The sequence below is a fragment of the Streptomyces cathayae genome (assembly GCF_029760955.1).
GTDB lineage: Bacteria > Actinomycetota > Actinomycetes > Streptomycetales > Streptomycetaceae > Streptomyces > Streptomyces cathayae.
The window spans coordinates 3,217,709-3,238,326 of sequence record NZ_CP121682.1 but is presented as its reverse complement, the minus strand read 5'-3'; the positions used below and the strand labels follow the sequence as shown (position 1 = coordinate 3,238,326).

Sequence of the window (20,618 nt, the reverse complement as noted above, 5' to 3'; positions counted from 1 at the left end):
CCTGCGCGTGTCTCCATCGTGTCCGTCCCCTCACGTAGAGTGCCGAAGACAGCGGACGGCCCCGTAACTCTTTCGAGTGACCGTCGTTGAGAGTGCGAGGCGGTTGAAGGAACAAGCGCTCGGGCGGGTGTCCGAAGCGGTCGACCGCACAGGTGACGATTTCGTACCAGCCTGGAGGCACAAGGTGACGCGCATCAGCTGCGGAGGGCGGCCATGACTTCCGTCCTCGTCTGCGACGACTCCCCGCTTGCCCGAGAGGCGCTGCGCCGCGCGGTCGCGACCGTGCCCGGCGTCGAGCGCGTGACGACGGCCGCCAACGGCGAGGAAGTCCTCCGCCGCTGGGGTGCCGACCGCTCGGACCTGATTCTGATGGACGTACGCATGCCCGGTCTGGGGGGTGTCGAGACCGTCCGGCGGCTGCTGTCCGCCGACCCCGGTGCGCGCATCATCATGCTCACCGTCGCCGAGGACCTCGACGGGGTGGCACTCGCCGTGGCCGCCGGCGCCCGCGGCTATCTGCACAAGGACGCCTCCCGCGCGGAGTTGCGTGCGACGGTCACCCAGGCACTCGCCGACCCGACCTGGCGGCTCGCCCCGCGGCGGCTGCGCTCGGCGGAGATGGGCGCCGCGCCCACGCTCACCGCGCGTGAGATCCAGGTCCTCGAAGGCATGAGCCACGGTCGCTCCAACGCCGAGATCGGCCGCGAGCTGTTCCTCTCCGAGGACACGGTCAAGACGCACGCCCGGCGGCTCTTCAAGAAGCTCGGCGCGTCGGACCGGGCCCACGCGGTGGCGCTCGGATTCCGGTGGGGTCTGGTGCGCTAGGGCCTGTCCGGCGGAACAGGCCGCAGGAAATCGACGGCGCCCTGTCCGTGCAGGTGAGTGGGGGCTGCTGCCTCCGGCTGCAAGGCGGAGGTGGGGGTCCCCCCGGCCGGAGGCTGGGGGAGGAGTCGGTCCGGGTCTCCCCTGCTCGAGCGGAGTCGAGAGCTTGGGGAAGGAACCATGGCGACCGACGGCAACGCGGCTGGGGGTCCCCCCTGCTCGAAGAGCTTGGGGGAGGGCGTGTCGGCCCCCGCGTCCGCGGCACGACCCGCCGGACAGGCCCTGAGGCCTGTTCTCCGGATCGGTCCGGCTCCGGTGTACGACATCGAGCGGCGGCCCGCACGTACGGGCATGCGGATGCCCCGCGCGGACCGTCCCCAGCCGGACCGCACCCGCGTGGAGCCGCACCGATGACGGGCGGCGCCACCGGTGCGGACCGCCGCCGCACCGCCGGGTGCGACCCGCGGTCCGGCGCAGCGGGCGCGCTGCTCGGCCGCCCCGGACCGATCCGGGCGACAGGTCCTACGGCCGTCCGCTCGTGCCTCGTCGGCAGAGGCGCGGAAAGCCCGGCCCACCAGGGCGCCGAAGCCGGCCGCCGGGTGCCCTGTGCCTGTTTCGCGGCGGATGACGCATCCTTGAGGTGTGGAGTTCCTCGGGGACGAGTCGGTCGAGCGGGAGGGGAGGGCGCAGGGGATGAGTTCCGGCGCACCTGCTCATAACGCTTCGGTGCACAACAAGGGACGTGGTGCCGCGGAGCAGAGGACCGCAGGGCACCATGGACCGATGCGCGACGACGAGGCGGGCACTGCCCAAGGGGCGATCGGTGCGCTCGTCCACCGCGCTGTCGACGGGGACGAGCAGGCGACACACGATCTGCTCGCCCATGTCCACCCCCTGGCGCTGCGGTACTGCCGCACCCGCCTGTCCCGGCTCCCGGGCGACGCCCGGCACTTCGTCGAGGACCTCGCCCAGGAGGTCTGCGTGGCGGTGCTCCTCGCGCTGCCCCGCTACAGGGACACCGGCCGCCCCTTCGAGGCGTTCGTCTTCGCCATCGCCGCGCACAAGGTGGCCGACCTGCAGCGCGCGGCGATGCGCCATCCCGGTCTGACAGCCGTACCTTCCGACGAGATGCCCGAGCGCCCCGACGACTCCCTCGGCCCGGAGGAGCGCGCCCTCCTCAGCAGCGACGCCGCGTGGGCCAAGAAACTGCTGGCCAACCTGCCCGAGAACCAGCGCGAGCTGCTTCTGCTGCGCATCGCCGTGGGCCTCACCGCGGAGGAGACCGGCCAGATGTTGGGAATGTCACCCGGCGCCGTCCGGGTCGCCCAGCACCGCGCGCTGAGCCGGCTGCGAGCCCTGGCGGAGCAGTGACCACCCCCGCGGAAACCATCCGCCGCCCTGCGCGCCCTTGGGTGGTGAACGGCCACCCGGCCAATTCCGTACGAACATACGAAGACCGGGGGCGGGTGGAACCATGGAATGAGACACCCCCGGTTCCCGTTAGCATGGACATCCGCACCGATCAAGGCCATTTGGGGAAGGTGTCATGACTGCGAACGTCGACGGAGTGCCCGAAAAATTCGCGACACTCGGGCTGACCTACGACGACGTGCTGCTGCTGCCGGGTGCATCCGAGGTGCTCCCCAACGCGGTCGACACCTCGTCCCGTATCTCGCGCAACGTCCGTGTGAACACCCCGCTGCTCTCGGCGGCCATGGACAAGGTGACCGAGTCCCGCATGGCGATCGCGATGGCCCGCCAGGGCGGTGTCGGCGTCCTGCACCGCAACCTGTCCATCGCGGACCAGGCCAACCAGGTCGACCTGGTGAAGCGCTCCGAGTCCGGCATGGTCACCGACCCGATCACCATCCACCCCGACGCCACGCTCGCCGAGGCCGACGCGCTGTGCGCCAAGTTCCGCATCAGCGGCGTCCCGGTCACCGACGGCAGCAAGAAGCTGCTCGGCATCGTCACCAACCGTGACATGGCCTTCGAGACCGACCGCTCCCAGCGGGTGCGCGACATCATGACGCCGATGCCGCTGGTCACGGGCCAGGTCGGCATCTCCCGCGTGGACGCCATGGAGCTGCTGCGCCGCCACAAGATTGAGAAGCTTCCCCTGGTCGACGACGAGGGGGTCCTCAAGGGCCTCATCACGGTCAAGGACTTCGTCAAGGCGGAGCAGTACCCCCACGCGGCGAAGGACTCGGAGGGCCGCCTGATCGTCGGTGCCGCCGTGGGCGCCAGCCCCGAGGCACTCGAGCGTGCCCAGGCGCTCGCCGAGGCCGGGGTGGACTTCCTGGTCGTCGACACCTCCCACGGCCACAACAGCAACGCCCTCAGCTGGATGTCGAAGATCAAGTCGAGCGTCGGCATCGACGTGATCGGCGGCAACGTCGCCACGCGTGACGGCGCCCAGGCGCTGATCGACGCCGGTGTCGACGGAATCAAGGTGGGTGTGGGCCCCGGCTCGATCTGCACCACCCGTGTGGTCGCCGGCATCGGCGTCCCGCAGGTCACCGCCATCTACGAGGCGTCCCTCGCGGCCCGTCCGGCCGGCGTGCCGTTGATCGGCGACGGCGGTCTGCAGTACTCCGGAGACATCGGCAAGGCGCTGGCCGCCGGTGCCGACACGGTGATGCTCGGCAGCCTCCTCGCCGGTTGCGAGGAGTCACCCGGCGAGCTGCAGTTCATCAACGGCAAGCAGTACAAGTCGTACCGCGGCATGGGCTCGCTCGGCGCCATGCAGTCGCGCGGCCAGGCCAGGTCGTACTCGAAGGACCGCTACTTCCAGTCCGACGTCGCCTCCGACGACAAGCTCGTCCCCGAGGGCATCGAGGGCCAGGTGCCCTACCGCGGTCCGCTGGCCAACGTGCTGCACCAGCTCGTCGGCGGCCTGCGCCAGACCATGGGCTACGTGGGCGCCGCCACCATCGAGGAGATGGAGAGCAAGGGCCGCTTCGTACGGATCACCTCCGCGGGCCTGAAGGAGAGCCACCCGCACGACATCCAGATGACGGTCGAGGCACCGAACTACAGCCGCACGTAGGCAGCGGCCCCCGAGGGCGGCCCCGGATGGCTCCGGGGCCGCCCTCGCCGTATGTCCGGCGCGCTGACTGCCACGGCCGTCGGGGATACTGGAAGGCGCTGCAACGCATCAGGGAAAGGCCACAGACGTGACTGAGATCGAGATCGGGCGAGGCAAGCGGGGCCGCCGGGCGTACGCCTTCGACGACATCGCCGTCGTCCCCAGCCGCCGTACGCGGGACCCGAAGGAGGTCTCGATCGCCTGGCAGATCGACGCCTACCGCTTCGAGCTGCCCTTCCTGGCAGCCCCCATGGACTCGGTCGTCTCGCCGGCCACGGCGATCCGCATCGGCGAGCTCGGCGGTCTCGGTGTGCTGAACCTCGAAGGGCTGTGGACGCGGTACGAGGACCCGCAGCCGCTGCTCGACGAGATCGCCGAACTGGACGCCGAGTCGGCCACGCGCCGTTTCCAGGAGATCTACACCGCCCCCATCAAGGAGGAGCTGATCGGGCAGCGCATCAAGGAGGTGCGCGACTCCGGCGTCGTCACCGCGGCCGCGCTCTCCCCGCAGCGCACCGCCCAGTTCTCCAAGGCCGTCGTCGACGCGGGCGTGGACATCTTCGTGATCCGCGGGACGACGGTCTCCGCGGAGCACGTCTCCAGCTCGCACGAGCCGCTCAACCTGAAGCAGTTCATCTACGAACTGGACGTCCCGGTGATCGTCGGCGGCTGCGCCACCTACACCGCGGCCCTGCACCTGATGCGCACCGGCGCGGCCGGCGTCCTGGTGGGCTTCGGCGGCGGCGCCGCACACACCACCCGCAACGTGCTGGGCATCCAGGTCCCCATGGCCACCGCGGTCGCCGACGTGGCCGCCGCCCGCCGCGACTACATGGACGAGTCCGGCGGCCGGTACGTGCACGTGATCGCGGACGGCGGCGTCGGCTGGTCGGGCGACCTGCCCAAGGCGATCGCCTGCGGCGCCGACGCGGTGATGATGGGCTCCCCGCTCGCGCGCGCCACCGACGGCCCGGGCAAGGGCAACCACTGGGGCATGGAAGCGGTGAACGAGGAGCTGCCGCGTGGCATGAAGGTCGACCTCGGCACCGTCGGCACCATCGAGGAGATCCTCACCGGCCCGTCGCACACGCCCGACGGCTCGATGAACCTCTTCGGCGCCCTGCGCCGCGCCATGGCCACCACCGGGTACAGCGAGCTGAAGGAGTTCCAGCGCGTCGAGGTGACGGTGGCGGACTCGCAGCACCGGCGGTGACGTGCTGCCGCGCTCGCCTTGAGCGCGGCGGACGCCCTTGAGAGTGATGACGGGGCTCGGCCACCCCACCGGCATGTGGGGTGGCCGAGCCCCGTCGTGTGTACGGGTGGGGGAGTGGTGGTGGGGGCGCGTGGGGCGGTAGGGGGGCGTGCGGTTGCTTTCGGGGTGAATGCCGCAGGAAAGGCCGTTTCGAGTCGATAGTGTCCGTGTTCGGCGGCTCAGCTCTCGGGGTCGCCCCCTTCCAAGGACACGTTCCGGACCTCGCCCTTCGGGGCCCGGACCGATTCTGAACGGACCGCCCAACCGGGCTGACGGGCGGCCTCGTGGAAGGGGGCGTGCCCATGGGTCGCCACCGCAAGCCCACCCGCTGGGACCGTATCCGTCTGTGGACGGTGAAGTGCCGGAGGAGGTGGGTCTTGCGGATCTTTGGATGGTGAGCGGCCACCCCTAAGAGGCATAGGGGTGGACACTCCGTGATCCATCTGGGGCCTGCCGCAGTTAGCCGCTGCGGTGGGCCCCACTTTTTTTGTACGGTACCGGATTCGCCGGCGGCTGGTCCGGTACCGGGGAGGTGGGTCTTGCGGATCTTTGGATGGTGAGCGGCCACCCCTAAGAGGCATAGGGGTGGACACTCCGTGATCCATCTGGGGCCTGCCGCAGTCAGCCGCTGCGGTGGCCTCCACCCGAATCCCAAGGTACTCACGCAGAATGCCGCCTACCACCGGCTCCTGGAGCACGGCGGGCCCTGGGCGCCCCCTCTCACAACCGGTGCGCCGCCCCCGTCGGGGTGGCCCCGCGTGTGTCCAGCAGCAGCTGGGCCTTCACCGACAGGCCCTGCAGGTCGTAGGTGCGGTGCTGCTGGAGCAGGATCGTCAGGTCGGCGTCGGCGGCGGCCTCGTACAGGGAGTCGGCGCGCGGGAGGGGGCGGTCGAGCACGCTCCAGGACGGGACGTGCGGGTCGTGGTAGCTGACGGAGGCGCCCAGCTCCATCAGCCGCGTCGCGATCTCCTGCGCGGGGCTGCCCTGCTGGTCGGCGAGGTCGGCCTTGTAGGTGACGCCGAGGAGCAGCACGCGTGCGCCGCGGGCCGACTTGCCGTGTTCGTTGAGGAGCGCGGCGGCGCGCTGTACGACGTAGTGCGGCATCCGTCCGTTGACCTGCTGGGCGAGTTCCGCCATCCGCAGGGTGCGGCCGGTGTGGGCGGTCAGGTCCTGGGCGACGGCGTGGCCGCCGACGCCGGGGCCGGGGCGGAAGGCGTGGAAACCGAAGGGTTTGGTCTCCGCGCAGCGGATGACGTCCCACAGGTCGACGCCCAGGTCGTGGCAGAGCACGGCCATCTCGTTGACGAGGGCGGTGTTGACGTGCCGGAAGTTGGTCTCCAGCAACTGCACGGTCTCCGCTTCCCGTGGGCCGCGTGCGCGTACGACCTTGTCGGTGAGTCTCCCGTAGAACGCGGCGGCCGACTCGGTGCAGGCCGGGGTGAGCCCGCCGATGACCTGCGGGGTGTTGGCGGGGGTGAAGTCGCGGTTGCCGGGATCGACGCGGCTGGGGGAGTAGGCGAGGTGGAAGTCGCGGCCCGCGCGGAGCCCGGATCCGGATTCGAGCAGGGGGCGCAGGAGCCCCTCGGTCGTCCCGGGTGGGGCCGGCGACTCGAGGATCACCGTGGTGTGCGGACGCAGCCGCGCGGCCAGGGTGCGGGCGGCCGTCTCCACCTGGCTGAGGTCCAGCCCGCCTTCCACGCCGGGTGGGGCCGGTGCGCAGATGACCGCCGTCCGTACTCGGCCGAGTTCGACCGGGCTGGTCATCACCCGGAATCCCTGCGCGACCATGCGGCGCAGTTCGGCGGGGCTGAGGGAGGCGGCCTCCGGGCCGGTCCGGTAGCCGATGGTGGGGATACCGGCGGTGACGGCTGCCTGGGCCAGGGGCAGGCCGTACGGGCCGAGTCCGATGACGGCGAGATCTGCGGGCATGGCGTGGGCCGTCCTTCCCAGTAACCGAAGCGGGACAGGCGCGCAAGCCCTGTGGACAGAACGAGCGAGCGCAATGTCAGACTAGGAGTAAATATGACCGATTTGCTGTATTGGTCGGTCGAGTTTCGGCGAGTCGCCGCGAGGGTTGTCCACAGGCTTGGGAGTGAGCGGTGGCTGGAGTCGGGCAACCCGGCCAGAATTTGGGCATGAGGGAGAGGGGGACCGGGCTTCGCCCCACGGGTGCGGCCGATGCGACCGACGAGCGGGAGGCAGCGGTGAGGACAGCGACACTGGGACCGGCGGAGCGCGCCGAGTCACTCGCATCCATGGCCGAGCGTGAGCTGGACGTCCTGGTGGTGGGCGGCGGTGTGGTGGGCGCCGGCACCGCGCTCGACGCCGTGACCCGCGGTCTGTCCACGGGACTGGTCGAGGCGCGTGACTGGGCGTCGGGTACCTCCAGTCGGTCCAGCAAACTCATCCACGGCGGTCTGCGCTATCTGGAGATGCTCGACTTCGCCCTCGTGCGGGAGGCGTTGAAGGAGCGGGGCCTGCTGCTGGAGAAACTCGCCCCGCATCTGGTGAAGCCGGTGCCGTTCCTCTACCCGTTGCAGCACAGGGGCTGGGAGCGGCTGTACGCCGGGGCGGGCGTCGCGCTCTACGACACCATGTCGATGGCCCCGGGGCATGGCCGCGGGCTGCCCGTGCACCGGCATCTGAGCCGTCGTCACGCACTGCGTGTGGCCCCGTGTCTGAAGAAGGACACCCTGGTCGGGGCGTTGCAGTACTACGACGCCCAGATGGACGACGCCCGGTTCGTGGCGACCCTGGTGCGCACCGCGGCGGCGTACGGCGCGCGAGTCGCCAACCGTGCCCGGGTGACCGGGTTCCTGCGCGAGGGTGAACGGGTCGTCGGCGCCCGGGTGCGGGATGTCGAGGGCGGCGGGGAGTACGAGGTCCGTGCCAAGCAGGTCGTCAACGCCACCGGGGTGTGGACCGACGACACCCAGGCGATGGTGGGCGAGCGGGGCCAGTTCCACGTACGGGCCTCCAAGGGCATCCACCTGGTCGTCCCCAAGGACCGCATCCACTCCACGACCGGGCTCATCCTGCGCACGGAGAAGTCCGTACTGTTCGTCATCCCGTGGGGCCGGCACTGGATCGTCGGGACCACGGACACCGGCTGGGACCTGGACAAGGCGCACCCGGCCGCGTCCAGCGCGGACATCGACTATCTGCTCGAGCATGTGAACTCGGTGCTCGCGGTCCCGCTCGGCAGGGACGACGTCCAGGGCGTGTACGCCGGCCTCCGGCCCCTGCTCGCAGGGGAGTCCGACGCCACCAGCAAGCTGTCGCGGGAGCACACCGTGGCGCATCCCGTCCCCGGACTCGTCGTGGTCGCGGGCGGCAAGTACACGACGTACCGGGTGATGGCCAAGGACGCGGTGGACGAGGCCGTGCACGGTCTCGACGTACGCGTCGCCGCCTGCGTCACCGAGGACACACCGCTGGTGGGCGCCGAGGGGTACCGGGCGTTGTGGAACGCGCGGGCGCGGATCGCCGCGCGCACCGGACTGCACGTGGTGAGGGTCGAGCATCTGCTGAACCGGTACGGGACGCTGGCGGAGGAGGTCCTGGAACTGATTGCCCAGGACCCCTCGCTGGGCGAACCGCTGCAGGCGGCCGACGACTATCTGCGCGCCGAGATCACCTACGCCGCCTCGCACGAGGGGGCGCGCCACCTGGACGACGTGCTGACCCGGCGCACCCGCATATCGATCGAGACGTTCGACCGGGGTACGCGCAGCGCACGGGAGGCCGCCGAGCTGATGGCGCCGGTGCTGGGCTGGGACAAGGACCGGATCGAGCGCGAGGTACAGCACTACGAGAAGCGGGTGGAGGCCGAACGGGAGTCGCAGCGCCAGCCGGACGACCTGACGGCGGACGCGGCACGGCTGGGAGCGCCGGACATCGTTCCGATGTAGGCCGCCCGGGTCCGAAGGCTGCTTTCACTCAAATTTCACTCGAACGAGTGTCGTGAACTGGGATCTCCGTCCGGAACCCGGGCGTTCTACCAGGTGCGAGGGCAGAACTCGGCCGCGAGCACCGCGGATATGAGACCGGGATCCGCTATCGCGTCCGTGTTCACCCGGAGGGTGAGGGCATGCCCACCGTCGGCGGTGGTTGCGGTGCGCACGTAGCTGCCGGAGATGTATCCGTTGTGCCCCCACACGGTGGTGCCGCACGGAAGCTTCACGGGGAACAGGCCCATGCCGTACGAGCCGTGTGCGGCACGGGTGTCGAGCATCTCGCGCAGTTGACGCGGGGGGAGCAGTCCACCGCCGAGCAGACTCGCGTAGAAGCGGTCCAGATCGGCGAGCGTGGTCACCAGCTCGCCTGCGGCGCCGGCCACCCGCGGGTCGAGTTCGGTGACGTCGGTTCCGTCGGTGGAGTAGGCGCGGCCGTGTGGAGCGGGCAGCGAGGTGCGGGAGCCGGGAAAGGAGGTGCCCGTCAGACGCAGAGGGGAGATGATGCGCCGCTCGGCCTCGGTGGCGTACGAGTGGCCGGTGACGCGTTCGACGACCAGGCCGAGCAGGGCGTAGTTGGTGTTCGAGTAGGCGAAGCGGCCGGGGTCGGCCGGGGAGTGGGTGAGTGCGATGCGCAGTGCCTGACGCGGAGTGACGGGGACGGTGCCACCGGTGTCCTCGGCGAAGTCGTACAGGCCGCTGGTGTGGTTGAGCAGGGAACGCAGGGTCAGCGCGCGACCGTCGTTGCCCGCTCCTCGCACCAGTCCCGGAAGATGTTTCTCCACGGTGTCGGAGAGCGACAGGCGGTGCTCGTCCGCCAGTTGCAGGACGACCGTCGCGATGAACGTCTTCGTGACGCTGCCGGCGCGGAAGTGGTCGGCCCGGGTGATGCCCTCGCCGGCGGAGGCATAACGCGAGCCGGTCTCCTCCAGGGCAAGGAGGGCTGCCGCCGGGGCTCCACCCTGTGTGACCAGCAACGGGAGGAGCGCGTCCGCCGGCGGGGCCGGCAGAGTCGAGGAAGCGGTCGGGGTCAGGGCGAGCGAAGCCACGGACACAGCGATGGCCAGCAGTGTCCGAGGCGGCGGCATCCCGGTTCCCCTCTCGTCGGAGGGACATCATGCAAGGTGGCGGAACACGTCCTTCCCCCGGGTTCCGGGTGCGCCGGGTATGAGGTGTCGTCAGGGGCACCCTGGGCGTGGAGCACTTGTCGGGTGAGGGACAATGAAGTCTCTGTCAGGGCGGGTTGCATGAGGGGACGCATGTCGGAGCCGGAGCGGGCGGGGACACCCCGTCAGGACGAGAGCGCACGTCTCCTCGCCGGGCGGTACCGGCTGGGAGATGTGCTCGGCCGCGGCGGCATGGGGACGGTGTGGCGAGCCGTGGACGAGACCCTGGGCCGGACGGTCGCCGTCAAGGAACTCCGGTTCCCGTCGAGCATCGACGAGGAGGAGAAGCGGCGGCTGATCACACGGACGCTGCGCGAGGCCAAGGCGATCGCTCGGATCCGCAACAACAATGCCGTGACGGTCTTCGACGTGGTCCAGGAGGACGACCGGCCCTGGATCGTGATGGAGCTCGTGGAGGGCAAGTCGCTCGCCGAAGCCATCCGGGAGGACGGCCTGCTGGAGCCCCGGCGTGCCGCCGAGGTCGGGCTCGCGGTGCTCGACGTGCTGCGCTCCGCGCACCGGGAGGGCATTCTGCACCGGGACGTGAAGCCGTCGAACGTGCTGATCGCCGAGGACGGCCGGGTCGTGCTCACCGACTTCGGTATCGCCCAGGTCGAGGGTGACCCGTCCATCACCTCGACCGGCATGCTCGTCGGCGCCCCCTCCTACATCTCCCCGGAGCGGGCCCGCGGGCACAAGCCGGGGCCGGCGGCCGACCTCTGGTCGCTCGGCGGGCTGCTGTACGCGGCGGTGGAGGGTACGCCGCCGTACGACAAGGGTTCCGCGATCGCGACGCTCACGGCGGTGATGACCGAGCCGCTCGAGGAGCCCAGGAACGCGGGACCGCTCAGGGACGTCATCTACGGGCTGCTCAACAAGGACCCCGCCCAGCGGCTCGACGACACCCGCGCGCGGGCCATGCTGAGCGCGGTGATCCACGCACCCGGGGGCAAGCGGAGCGACCCGGAACCTGCGGACGCGACGAAGGTCGTGCCGCTGCCCGAACAGCCCGATGGGCGTGCCGGTGGCGGAAGCAGGCGGGGCGAGGAGGCCGGGGAGCGACTGCGCGGTGCGATGCGTTCCATGCGGAAAGCGGCGGTGGCCGCCGGCTCGGCCGGCGCCGCGGCGACGACACGCGCCAAGACCGGCGGTGGCGTCGGAAGTTCGGCGGCCGGCACGACATCCGGTGCGGCGGCCGGAACCCGGGCCGAGGGGAGGCCGGCTGTGGGGTCCCCCTCGGGGTCCGGGCCGGCCTCGGCCTCGACACCGGGTTCACCCCGTGGCTCCGGTGCGGGCTCGGGTCCGACGCCGCACCCGGCACCCGGCAAGGCGTCGAACCAGGCTCCCGGCGGGCGGAGTTCGGGCTGGCCCGTGATGACGCCGCCGGATCTGCCGGCGAGGTCCGCGCCGAAGGCGTCGCTCACCGACGTGGTGCCGCGGCGGACGCTGGTCGTCATCGCGGCGGTCGTGGTGCTCGCCGTGCTCGGCACCGTGCTGGCCATCGTGCTCAGCGGTGATGGCGACGAGAACGGCGCGGGGGCGAAGGGCGGCGGCGCGGACAAGGTCGCCTCCAGCCAGGCACCCGGCGCCGACACCAAGAACGCCGAGGACACCGGGGCCGAGACCGGCACCAAGAACGCCGAGGACGAAACCGGTACCGACGGTGCGGCGAACGAGTCGGTGGACCCGAAAACCGGCGCGGGAGGGGAACCGGAGTCCGGCGACGCCGGTTCGGAGGAGAGCGAGGCCGACGACGCGGCCGGGGACGGGGACGGCGCCTCGGCGGTGAAGGCGACGCACAACGGGAGCCAGGGCTACTCGATCGGACTGCCCGAGGGCTGGCAGTACCGGTCGACGGACGGGGCCGGCGACCGCTTCACCGGGCCCGACGGACAGCGGCTGCTCGTCGCCTGGACGTCCACGCCGCAGGGCGACCCGGTGGCCGACTGGAAGAGGCAGGAACGCGGCATGGTGCGTCCGCAGTACGAGAGGATCCGCATAGAGGCGGTGGACTACCGGGGGTGGAACACCGCCGACTGGGAGTTCACCTCCATGGACGGGGGGACGAAGTACCGGACCATAGACCGGGGCTTCGTCGTCGACGGCCGGTACGGGTACGCGCTGATGTACTCGGCGAAGGCCGCCGAGTGGGACGGTGAGCAGCGCAAGGGGACGTGGCAGGTGCTGACGCAGTCCTTCGAGCCCAAGTCCTGAGCATGGACGGCCGCTTGATTGGGGAGTGAGATCTGGCATCCCCTCACTGCGGGTTGCCTCCGGCACGTATCGTGAGTGTTCGCAGACCGTACGCAGCCGGAACGGGCCGCCGGGCGAGCGGAACCGACCGACCATATCGCCGGGGGAGGCACAGTGGACGAATACGCGGGACGAGTTCTCGCCGATCGCTACCGCCTGCCGCTGCCTCCCTCCGACGAGTACGAACTGACCGAGACCCGCGCCTTCGACACCTACAGCGGGCAGGAAGTCCTGGTCAGGCAGGTGCCGTTGCCGGAGGTCGTCGAGGCCGAGGTGCTCGACGCGGAGGGGCTGCCCGACGGTTTCACGGCGCGTGACGGAAGCGTCCGGCGGGCCGCCGGACGTACCGGCGACCGCGCGGGTGTGCGGCGGCCCACCGACCCCGTGGCGCGGCGCGCGGTCGAGGCCGCGCAGGCCGCGGCGGCCATCCCCGACCATCCGCGGCTGGACCAGGTCTTCGACGTGTTCGCGGAGGGCGGTTCCCTGTGGATCGTCAGCGAACTGGTGTCCGCCCGACCGTTGGCGGCGCTGCTGGCCGAGCAGCCGCTGACTCCGTACCGGGCGGCCGAGGTCGCCTCGGACGTCCTGATGGCGGTGCGGGTCCTGCACGCCCACGGCTGGGTGCACCGGAACATCACCCCGCGCACGGTGCTGGTCTGCGACGACGGCCGGGTGATGCTCACCGGTCTCGCCGTCGGCGCGGCGGAGGAGGCGCTGTGCGGGTACGACCCGGTGCCTGCCGAGGATCCCCTCGTCGCGTCCCCTCCCGCTTCGGGTGCTCCCGTTTCGGGCACGGAGGTTCCGGATGCCGTCGTTCCGAACGCCGGGGTGCCGGGGGCGGGGGAGCCCGGGGAGCTGGGACCGGTGGCGCCCACGGGTACAGGCACGGGCAGGGGCGCTTCGGCTCCGCAGCGCACCCCGTCGTGGCCCCCCGGCTTCACGGCCGAGCCGGACCCGAACCCCGACGCCGCACGGCGGGCCGCCATCGAGGCGCGGGCCGGCCGATTGCCCGGTGACGGGACGGCGAACCCGGCCAACGGCACCTCCGCCGCGGCGGCCCCACGGCCCGTCGACAGCGCCGGGGAGGTCAGGGCCGCACGCGCGGGGGCGATCGCCGCGTACCGGGCGGGCACCCGCGCCGCCGCCCGGGTGCAGGAGGCACAGCAGACCGGTGCGGTCCCGCCGGGGCAGATAGCCGACCCCTACGGCGTGGGAACCACCGGCAGGCCCTCCCCCAAGCTCTTCGAGCAGGGGGGACCCCCAGCCGCGTTGCCGCCCGGCGGTTCCACGTCAGCACCCGCGCTCAGCCCGGCGACCGGCCCGGCGACCGCCCCCGCGACCGATGCGGCGGATTCGGGAGGCTTCGCCCCGTCCGGCGGGGCCGCCCCGCCCGCCCGCTGGGACGATCCGGCGGCCCACGCGCCCGCGCGCCGGGCCCCCACCACCGCGCTGGCCGCCGAGCGGGCACGGCAGGCGCGGATGGCCGTCGTCGGCCCCGTGACGGAGCGGTGGGCGCCGGAGCAGGCCGGGCCCGTGCACGAGAACTGGCAGCTGGCCGCGCCCATCGGCCCCGCGACCGATCTGTGGGCGCTGGGCGCGCTCCTGTTCCGGGCCGTGCAGGGCCACGCGCCCTACCCGGAGGAGTCGACGGCCGAACTGGTGCAGATGGTGTGCGCCGAACCCCCCGCGTTCGCCGAGGAGTGCGGACCGCTCAGGCCGGTCGTGGAGTCGCTGCTGCGTCAGGACCCCACCGAGCGGCTGGACTTCGAGGAGTTGCGCGGCTGGCTGCGCTCACTGGTGCGGTCGGCGCCCGAGCCGGAGGCCGGCGTACACGTCATAGCGGCACCGCCGGTCGACACCAGCCGGCTGCCCGTCGTGCGCCGCCGGGGCGAGCTGGTGCGCAGACGCCGCGCCGCGCTGCCCGCGCACCACGGACGGCACAAGCGGGCCAAACAGGAGTCGGGGTCCCCGCGCCGGCTGGGCCGCACCCTGCTCCTGCTGGTGCTGTTCGCCATGGCCGCGGCGATCGCGTACGCCGTCCTGTTCATGCCGAAGGCCGGAGAGGGGACCGGGGGCGCGGCCGACCGTACCGGTGCCGCCGGAGAGGTCGGCGGGGCGTCTCCGTCGCGGGAGGCCGGGGGAGCGCCGGGCGCCGACGACTCCTCGGCGAAACCGGACGACCCGAAGAGCCCGAAGAGCCCGGAGGGCGGCGCCGAGGAGTCGGCCGGGTCGAACGAGACGCAGACCACCGGCCCCGACGCCGCCAAGGGCTTCACCCTGCGCAAGGATCCGGAGGGCTTCCGGGTCGCCGTCGCCGAGGGCTGGCAGCGCACCGGGAAGAACGGCAGCGGCCAGGTCGTCTACTCCAGCGGCGACTTCGAGCTGATCGTCGTACCGGGCCGGGACAGTGCCTCGCAGTACGGCGACGACCCGATGGCCTACCAGCGGGACGACGAGCGTGAGCTCCAGCCGTACCGCGACTCCAGCTGGGCCACGTCCACCGGGCTGAAGACCATCGAGGTGGGCGGACGGAGCATGGCCGAGGGACAGTTCACCTGGACCGGCGGCGACGGGGGCGAGCTGTACGTCCGTAACCTCGCGGCGTTGATCGACGGCCGGTACCACGTCGTGCAGGTGCGGGGCCCGGAGGGCGAACGGGACGAGGTGAGCCGGCTGTTCGAGCAGGCGTCGACGACATACCGGTTCACCGGCTGACCGGAGAAGCGGCGGGGAAGCGGAAGGGAAGCGGAAGGGAAGCGGCGGGGAAGCGGAAGGGAGGAGCCCGAGGGGCGTACGCCTCCGCAGGCACTTTGGTTGCTTTCCGTCCCGTACAGCGACAACCATCACAGTGCGGTCTCCATGGCCCCTCTTCGGTTCCCAGGGCCGACCCGGGTACCTACCCTGAGGTTGTCAAGACCATTGCGGGGCAAGGTGAATGAGATACAGGGGCAGCTCGTCGCGGGCCGCTACCGGCTGGGTGAAGCCATCGGCAGCGGTGGCATGGGCCGGGTGTGGCACGCGCATGACGAGGTGCTGCACCGATCCGTCGCGGTCAAGGAGCTGACCGCCGCTCTCTACGTCCCCGAGAGCGAGCAGGCCAGGCTGCTGGCGCGCACCCGCGCCGAGGCGCGCGCGGCGGCACGGATCAACCACTCCGCGGTCGTCACGGTGCACGACGTACTGGAGCACGACGGCCGCCCCTGGATCGTCATGGAGCTGGTCGAAGGCCACTCGCTCGCCGACGCCGTCAACGAACGGGAGCGTGTCGAGCCCCGCGAGGCGGCACGGATCGGTCTGTGGGTGCTGCGCGCCCTGCGGGCCGCGCACGCCGCCGGTGTGGTGCACCGTGACGTCAAGCCCGGCAACGTGCTCCTCGGCGGCGACGGGCGCGTGCTGCTCACCGACTTCGGCATCGCGCAGATAGAGGGTGACACGGCGATCACCCGGACCGGAGAGGTCGTCGGCTCGGTCGACTATCTCGCACCCGAGCGCATCCGCGGCCAGGATCCCGGCCCCTCCTCCGACCTCTGGGCGCTCGGTGCCACGCTGTACACGGCGGTGGAGGGCAGATCGCCGTTCCGCCGGACATCCCCGCTGACCACCATGCAGGCGGTCGTCGAGGAGGAGGCCGGTGAACCTCGGTACGCCGGCCCGCTCGCGCCCGTCATCAGCGCGCTCCTGCGCAAGGATCCGGCCATGCGGCCCGACGCGGCGGAGACCGAGCAGATGCTCGCCGAGGCCGCGGAGGGGCGTCGGCCGAACTCGGCGCAGATGTACGTGCCGACGCAGGTCGTCGACGTACCCGCGCCCGTATCCGCTCCCGCTCCCGCCCCTGTGCCGACGCCGTCGCCCTCGCCGTACGGGCCCGGGGTCGGTGTGGGTGCCACGGCCGTTCAACCGCCTTCCGCGGACGTGGCCGCCGGGACCGGGCGGCGCGGACGCTCGCGCCTGATCGCCCTGGTCGTGGTCCTGGCCGCACTCGTCGGCGGGAGCGCCGCGGCGCTGCTCCACGAGGGCGAGGGTGAGGGCGAGGGCGACGCACGGGGCGGTGGCGGTACCTCGGCGGCACCTTTCGACACGACCAGACCCAAGCCCGCCCCCGACACGACCGGTGGCACGGGTGACGACACCGAGCAGACGGGACGGCAGAGGGACGAGCAGACGGACGACCTGCCGGAGGGCTGGGTGCGCCGCACCGATCCCTTCGGCTTCAGCGTCGTCCTGCCCGGTGAGGACTGGGAGCGGGTCGTCTTCGACGAGGAGACCCGCCAGGTCGACTACACGCCCGACGGCGGCAAGCACTTCATCCGCATCGCCGCCGACGACTCCCCCGACTTCGACGACCCGTACGAGCACCTGAGAGACCTGGACCAGCAGATAGGGCAGCGGCTGGTCGACTACCGGCAGGTGGGTCTGGAGCGCCGCGTCTACCGCGACCGCAAGAGCGCGCGACTCGAGTACATCTGGACCGCGCTGCCCAAGGACACGAAGTTCCCGGGGCCGTACCGGGCCGTCGACCAGATGTACCTCTCGCGCGGCGGGGTCGAGTACGCGCTCTACATGGCGGCCCCGGCCGAGGACTGGGCCACCACGAGCAAGCAGTTCGAAACGATCCTGCAGGGATGGCGCGAACCTCAGTAGCGGGCAGGCTTGGCCGAATAGACCCACCGGAGGGGACACATCCGGTGGGGCATGATGGGCCCATGGGGACCGAGGGGGAGCCCGGAGACGGGGCGGCACGGAACAACGCCCGTGTCATAGCGGGCCGTTACCGGCTGGCGGAGAGGCTCGGCCGCGGCGGCATGAGCGTGGTGTGGCGGGCGACCGACCAGTTACTCGGGCGTGACGTCGCCGTCAAGGAACTCCCCCTCGACGAGACGCTCTCCGCGGCGGAGGCCCGGCGGCAGCGGGACCGTACGCTCCGTGAGGCACGCGCGCTCGCCCAGTTGAGCCACCCGCACATCATCATCGTCCACGACGTCGTCGAGGACGACGAACGCCCGTACATCGTCCTGGAGTTGATCGACGGCGGATCGCTGGCCGACCGTATCGCCACGCGGGGCCCGGTCGATGCCGCGGAGGCCGCGCGCATCGGCATCGATCTGCTCGGCGCGCTGCGCGGCGCCCACGCGGCGGGTGTCCTGCACCGCGACCTCAAACCCGCGAACGTGCTGCTGGAGCGCGGCACCGACCGGGTCGTCCTCACCGACTTCGGGATCGCGCAGGTGGCGGGGGCCACCACGCTCACCGAGTCCGGTTCCTTCGTCGGCTCGCCCGAGTACACCGCCCCCGAGCGGATGTCCGGGGCCAGGACCGGCCCCGAGTCCGACCTGTGGTCGCTCGGCGCCCTGCTGTGCACGGTGCTCAGCGGTGAGTCGCCGTTCCGCCGGGACTCGATCGGCGGGGTCGTGCACGCGGTCGTGACCGACGAGATACGGCCGCCCGCGCAGGCCGGGCCGATCCTGCCCGTCGTACGGGGCCTGCTGGAGCGCGACCCCGACCGGCGGCTGGACGTGGACCGGGCCGAGCGGATGCTGCGGGCCTTCCGTGAGACGGGCCGCACACCGGAGTACCCGCCCCTCGGATACGCCGTGGCGACGGAGACCGAGGGACGGGCGGCCGGCAGGGCGGGGACGGCCGGAGGAAGCGGGGCCGGGAGAGGGGCTGTCGGAGGAGGAGTCGGGCGGTGGCGCCCGGCCGACGGCCTCGCCGGGGAACACCCGGCCCGGCAGCCCACGCGGAGCGTGCTCGTGGCCGCGCTGGCCGTCGCCGCGATGGCGGGCGCCGGGGTGTCCGCGGCGGCGCTGCTCCTGGACCATGACGGTGACGGGGGCGGAAGCGGAGGCGGCGGTACGCCGTCCAGCACGGGACCGCGGACACCCGCGAGCCAGTCTCCGGAGCCCCGGCCGTCCGATACACCACGCCCGTCCCGCACGGGTCGCCCGTCGGCCACGCCGTCTCCCACAGCGGTGCCTCCCACGACCGCCCCCACGGCTCCCGGCGCGTCCGTCACGTCCGGCACGCCGTCCGACATACCGCCCGACACGCCCTCCGGTGTGACGTCCGGCGCGACGTCACCGGCCGCATAGCGGCGTAAACCGGAGATAAGCCGCCGGCAGGGTCACGGGTCTGTGACCGGACGCTGTTCGAAGTGGCTCCGTGAGGGGTTGGCGCGATATGGATGGAGCATGAGCAGCCACGGGGGAGCCCGCCAGGGTGGGGTAGACGAGCCGACGAGTTTTGATCTGCAACCGCCGACCCCGCACCCGGACCGGGTTCCGAACCCGGCCGCGCCCATGCCGCATCCCGGCAACCCGTACGCGTCCCCCACACAGATGGTGCCGCCGCAGGCGCACACCCGACGGGAACCGCCGCAGCCGCCCCACTCACCGCCGCCCTCCTCGCAGCCGTCGCGGGAGCCCGGCGTCGGTCGGCTCATCGCCGGTCGTTACCGGCTGCTCTCCAAGCTCGGGCACGGCGGCATGGGCACGGTGTGGCGGGCCGCGGACGAGACGGTGGACCGCGAGGTCGCCGTCAAGGAGCCCCGCGTCCCGGACCACCTTCCCGAACGCGAACGCGCCAACGCCTTCGAACGAATGCGCCGCGAGGCCCGGGCCGCGGCCCGGCTCGACCACCCGGCGGTGGTCAACGTCCATGACGTCGCGGTCGTGGACGGACAGCCGTGGATCGTGATGGAACTGGTCCAGGGCCGCTCGCTGGGCGCCGTACTGCAGGAGGAGGGCACCCTCTCCGCGCGCGAGGCGGCCAGGGTCGGCCTGGAGGTGCTCGGCGCGCTGGAGGCCGCGCACGCGGCCGGCATCCTGCACCGGGACGTGAAACCGGACAACGTGCTGCTCGGCCGGCACGACCGGGTCGTCCTCACCGACTTCGGCATCGCCCAGATCGAGGGCGAGACCAACCTGACCGACACCGGCGGCTTCGTCGGTTCGCCCGAGTACATCGCGCCGGAGCGGGTGCTGGGCCAGCGCCCCGGCCCCGCCTCCGACCTGTGGTCCCTCGGTGTCGTGCTGTACGCGGCCACGGAGGGGGTCTCGCCGTTCCGGCGCAGCAACACGCCCGCGACCCTCCAGTCCATCCTGCATGCCGCGCCCGCGCCGCCGGCCGTAGCGCAGGGGCCGCTGGCCGAGGTCATCACCGGACTGCTGCAGAAGGACCCGGTGCACCGCCCGAACGCCGCGCAGGTCCGGGCGCTGCTGGAAACCGTCGCCAACCCGCCCGCGCCGCCGCCCACGCAGGTCGTCCACTCCCCGGGACTCGGCGACGGGTCCGGGGTCGGTTCCGGGCCCGGCGGCAAGGGTGGTGTCCGCATCGGTTACCGGACGCTGGCCGGTCTGGGGGCGGCGGTCGTCGCCGGAGCGGTGGCCGCGTACCTGGTGATCGCGGACCCCTTCGCGGGGCCGCTGCCGGACGGCTGGGAGATCCACGAGGAGAAGGACGTCGCGGCGTCCGTGCCGGTGCCGAAGGGCTATCAGCGAACCGTGCCCGACCGGGAGAAGGACAAGGACCACTGGGTCAGGTACACGGACCACAGCGGCAGCATCTGGGTCGGCCTGACACTCGATCGGAAGGCCGAGGACACCGGCAACACCATCGAGGGCTCCGCCGACGCCGAGATGTACGACGACGACAAGCGCTTCAAGGAGACCGGCAACTACTCCCTCGACATGCCGGCGAACCCGAAGACCCACCCGAAGCCCAACCTCACCCACAAGGGGAGGAAGGCCGCGGAGAACACCGTCGTCTACACCACGGACGACAGCCAGAACCCCCGTCCGCGCGAGATGCGGATCTTCTACTACAGGACCTCCGCCGAGGACATGTACAAGCTCACCATCAGCTACCCGGGCAAGGGCGACTTCACGGAGCGCGGGCGTGAGGTGGCCCGGACCGTGATCGACAACCTGGACATCGAGGAGTCCGCCGAGGGATCCGCCAAGGAGTCCGCCGAGGAGCCGGTCGACGCACCCTGAACCGATCAACGCCCTGATCAGCGGGTTTGTTGCCAGCGTTCACTGGCAGGGTGTGTGAGCGGTCCGTGAATCTGTTACCGGCGGGTACACAAA

Annotated in this window: 12 protein-coding genes; 10 read left to right on the top strand and 2 right to left on the bottom strand. The window is 71.8% G+C overall.

Annotation, left to right across the window (positions count from 1 at the left end; all coding sequences use genetic code 11):
- The first annotated feature begins 213 nt into the window (after positions 1-213).
- From PYS65_RS14510 to PYS65_RS14495, 4 genes are all read left to right on the top strand, one after another.
- A complete protein-coding gene (locus tag PYS65_RS14510) occupies positions 214-825 on the top strand; it encodes a response regulator transcription factor (protein WP_003948568.1) in 612 nt (203 codons plus the stop codon).
- A gap of 780 nt (positions 826-1,605) precedes the next feature.
- The gene (locus PYS65_RS14505) at positions 1,606-2,193 is read left to right on the top strand and encodes a sigma-70 family RNA polymerase sigma factor (RefSeq protein ID WP_279334388.1); all 588 of its coding nucleotides are present in this window, start codon (positions 1,606-1,608) and stop codon (positions 2,191-2,193) included.
- Positions 2,194-2,368: 175 nt separating this feature from the next.
- Complete coding sequence (gene guaB / locus PYS65_RS14500) at positions 2,369-3,871, top strand: IMP dehydrogenase (protein WP_279334387.1); 1,503 nt, start codon at positions 2,369-2,371, stop codon at positions 3,869-3,871.
- Positions 3,872-3,998: 127 nt separating this feature from the next.
- Positions 3,999-5,123: a GuaB3 family IMP dehydrogenase-related protein gene (locus tag PYS65_RS14495; RefSeq protein ID WP_279334386.1), complete on the top strand. Its 1,125-nt coding sequence runs from the start codon at positions 3,999-4,001 to the stop codon at positions 5,121-5,123.
- 759 nt (positions 5,124-5,882) lie between these two features.
- Here the strand turns inward: PYS65_RS14495 and PYS65_RS14490 are convergent.
- Positions 5,883-7,091: a nucleotide sugar dehydrogenase gene (locus PYS65_RS14490; protein ID WP_279334385.1), complete on the bottom strand. Its 1,209-nt coding sequence runs from the start codon at positions 7,089-7,091 to the stop codon at positions 5,883-5,885.
- A gap of 275 nt (positions 7,092-7,366) precedes the next feature.
- Here PYS65_RS14490 and PYS65_RS14485 point away from each other — a divergent pair, with 275 nt between their 5' ends.
- Complete coding sequence (locus tag PYS65_RS14485) at positions 7,367-9,073, top strand: glycerol-3-phosphate dehydrogenase/oxidase (protein WP_279334384.1); 1,707 nt, start codon at positions 7,367-7,369, stop codon at positions 9,071-9,073.
- A gap of 86 nt (positions 9,074-9,159) precedes the next feature.
- Here the strand turns inward: PYS65_RS14485 and PYS65_RS14480 are convergent, their stop codons facing one another.
- Complete coding sequence (locus PYS65_RS14480) at positions 9,160-10,203, bottom strand: serine hydrolase domain-containing protein (RefSeq protein WP_279334383.1); 1,044 nt, start codon at positions 10,201-10,203, stop codon at positions 9,160-9,162.
- 171 nt (positions 10,204-10,374) lie between these two features.
- On the opposite strand from PYS65_RS14480, the gene PYS65_RS14475 reads away from it, so the two are divergent.
- From PYS65_RS14475 to PYS65_RS14455, 5 genes are all read left to right on the top strand, one after another.
- Entirely contained in the window at positions 10,375-12,495 is a 2,121-nt protein-coding gene (locus PYS65_RS14475) for a serine/threonine-protein kinase (RefSeq protein ID WP_279334382.1), read from the top strand.
- A 153-nt stretch (positions 12,496-12,648) separates the two neighbouring features.
- The gene (locus PYS65_RS14470; protein ID WP_279334381.1) at positions 12,649-15,249 is read left to right on the top strand and encodes a protein kinase; all 2,601 of its coding nucleotides are present in this window, start codon (positions 12,649-12,651) and stop codon (positions 15,247-15,249) included.
- 225 nt (positions 15,250-15,474) lie between these two features.
- The gene (locus tag PYS65_RS14465) at positions 15,475-17,175 is read left to right on the top strand and encodes a serine/threonine-protein kinase (protein WP_279337955.1); all 1,701 of its coding nucleotides are present in this window, start codon (positions 15,475-15,477) and stop codon (positions 17,173-17,175) included.
- Between the two features lie 62 nt (positions 17,176-17,237).
- Positions 17,238-18,623, top strand: a complete 1,386-nt coding sequence (locus tag PYS65_RS14460; protein ID WP_279334380.1) for a serine/threonine-protein kinase — start codon at positions 17,238-17,240, stop codon at positions 18,621-18,623.
- A 99-nt stretch (positions 18,624-18,722) separates the two neighbouring features.
- Positions 18,723-20,525, top strand: coding sequence for a serine/threonine-protein kinase (locus PYS65_RS14455; RefSeq protein WP_279334379.1), 1,803 nt, complete (start codon positions 18,723-18,725; stop codon positions 20,523-20,525).
- Positions 20,526-20,618 lie beyond the last annotated feature (93 nt).

What these genes read in the sequence shown, in the direction of transcription:
- guaB (WP_279334387.1), top strand. Translation starts at nt 2,369, where the DNA reads ATGACTGCGAACGTCGACGGAGTGCCCGAAAAATTCGCGACACTCGGG.
- PYS65_RS14480 (WP_279334383.1), bottom strand. Translation starts at nt 10,203, where the DNA reads ATGCCGCCGCCTCGGACACTGCTGGCCATCGCTGTGTCCGTGGCTTCG.
- PYS65_RS14505 (WP_279334388.1), top strand. Translation starts at nt 1,606, where the DNA reads ATGCGCGACGACGAGGCGGGCACTGCCCAAGGGGCGATCGGTGCGCTC.
- PYS65_RS14510 (WP_003948568.1), top strand. Translation starts at nt 214, where the DNA reads ATGACTTCCGTCCTCGTCTGCGACGACTCCCCGCTTGCCCGAGAGGCG.
- PYS65_RS14490 (WP_279334385.1), bottom strand. Translation starts at nt 7,091, where the DNA reads ATGCCCGCAGATCTCGCCGTCATCGGACTCGGCCCGTACGGCCTGCCC.
- PYS65_RS14475 (WP_279334382.1), top strand. Translation starts at nt 10,375, where the DNA reads ATGTCGGAGCCGGAGCGGGCGGGGACACCCCGTCAGGACGAGAGCGCA.
- PYS65_RS14455 (WP_279334379.1), top strand. Translation starts at nt 18,723, where the DNA reads ATGAGCAGCCACGGGGGAGCCCGCCAGGGTGGGGTAGACGAGCCGACG.
- PYS65_RS14460 (WP_279334380.1), top strand. Translation starts at nt 17,238, where the DNA reads ATGGGGACCGAGGGGGAGCCCGGAGACGGGGCGGCACGGAACAACGCC.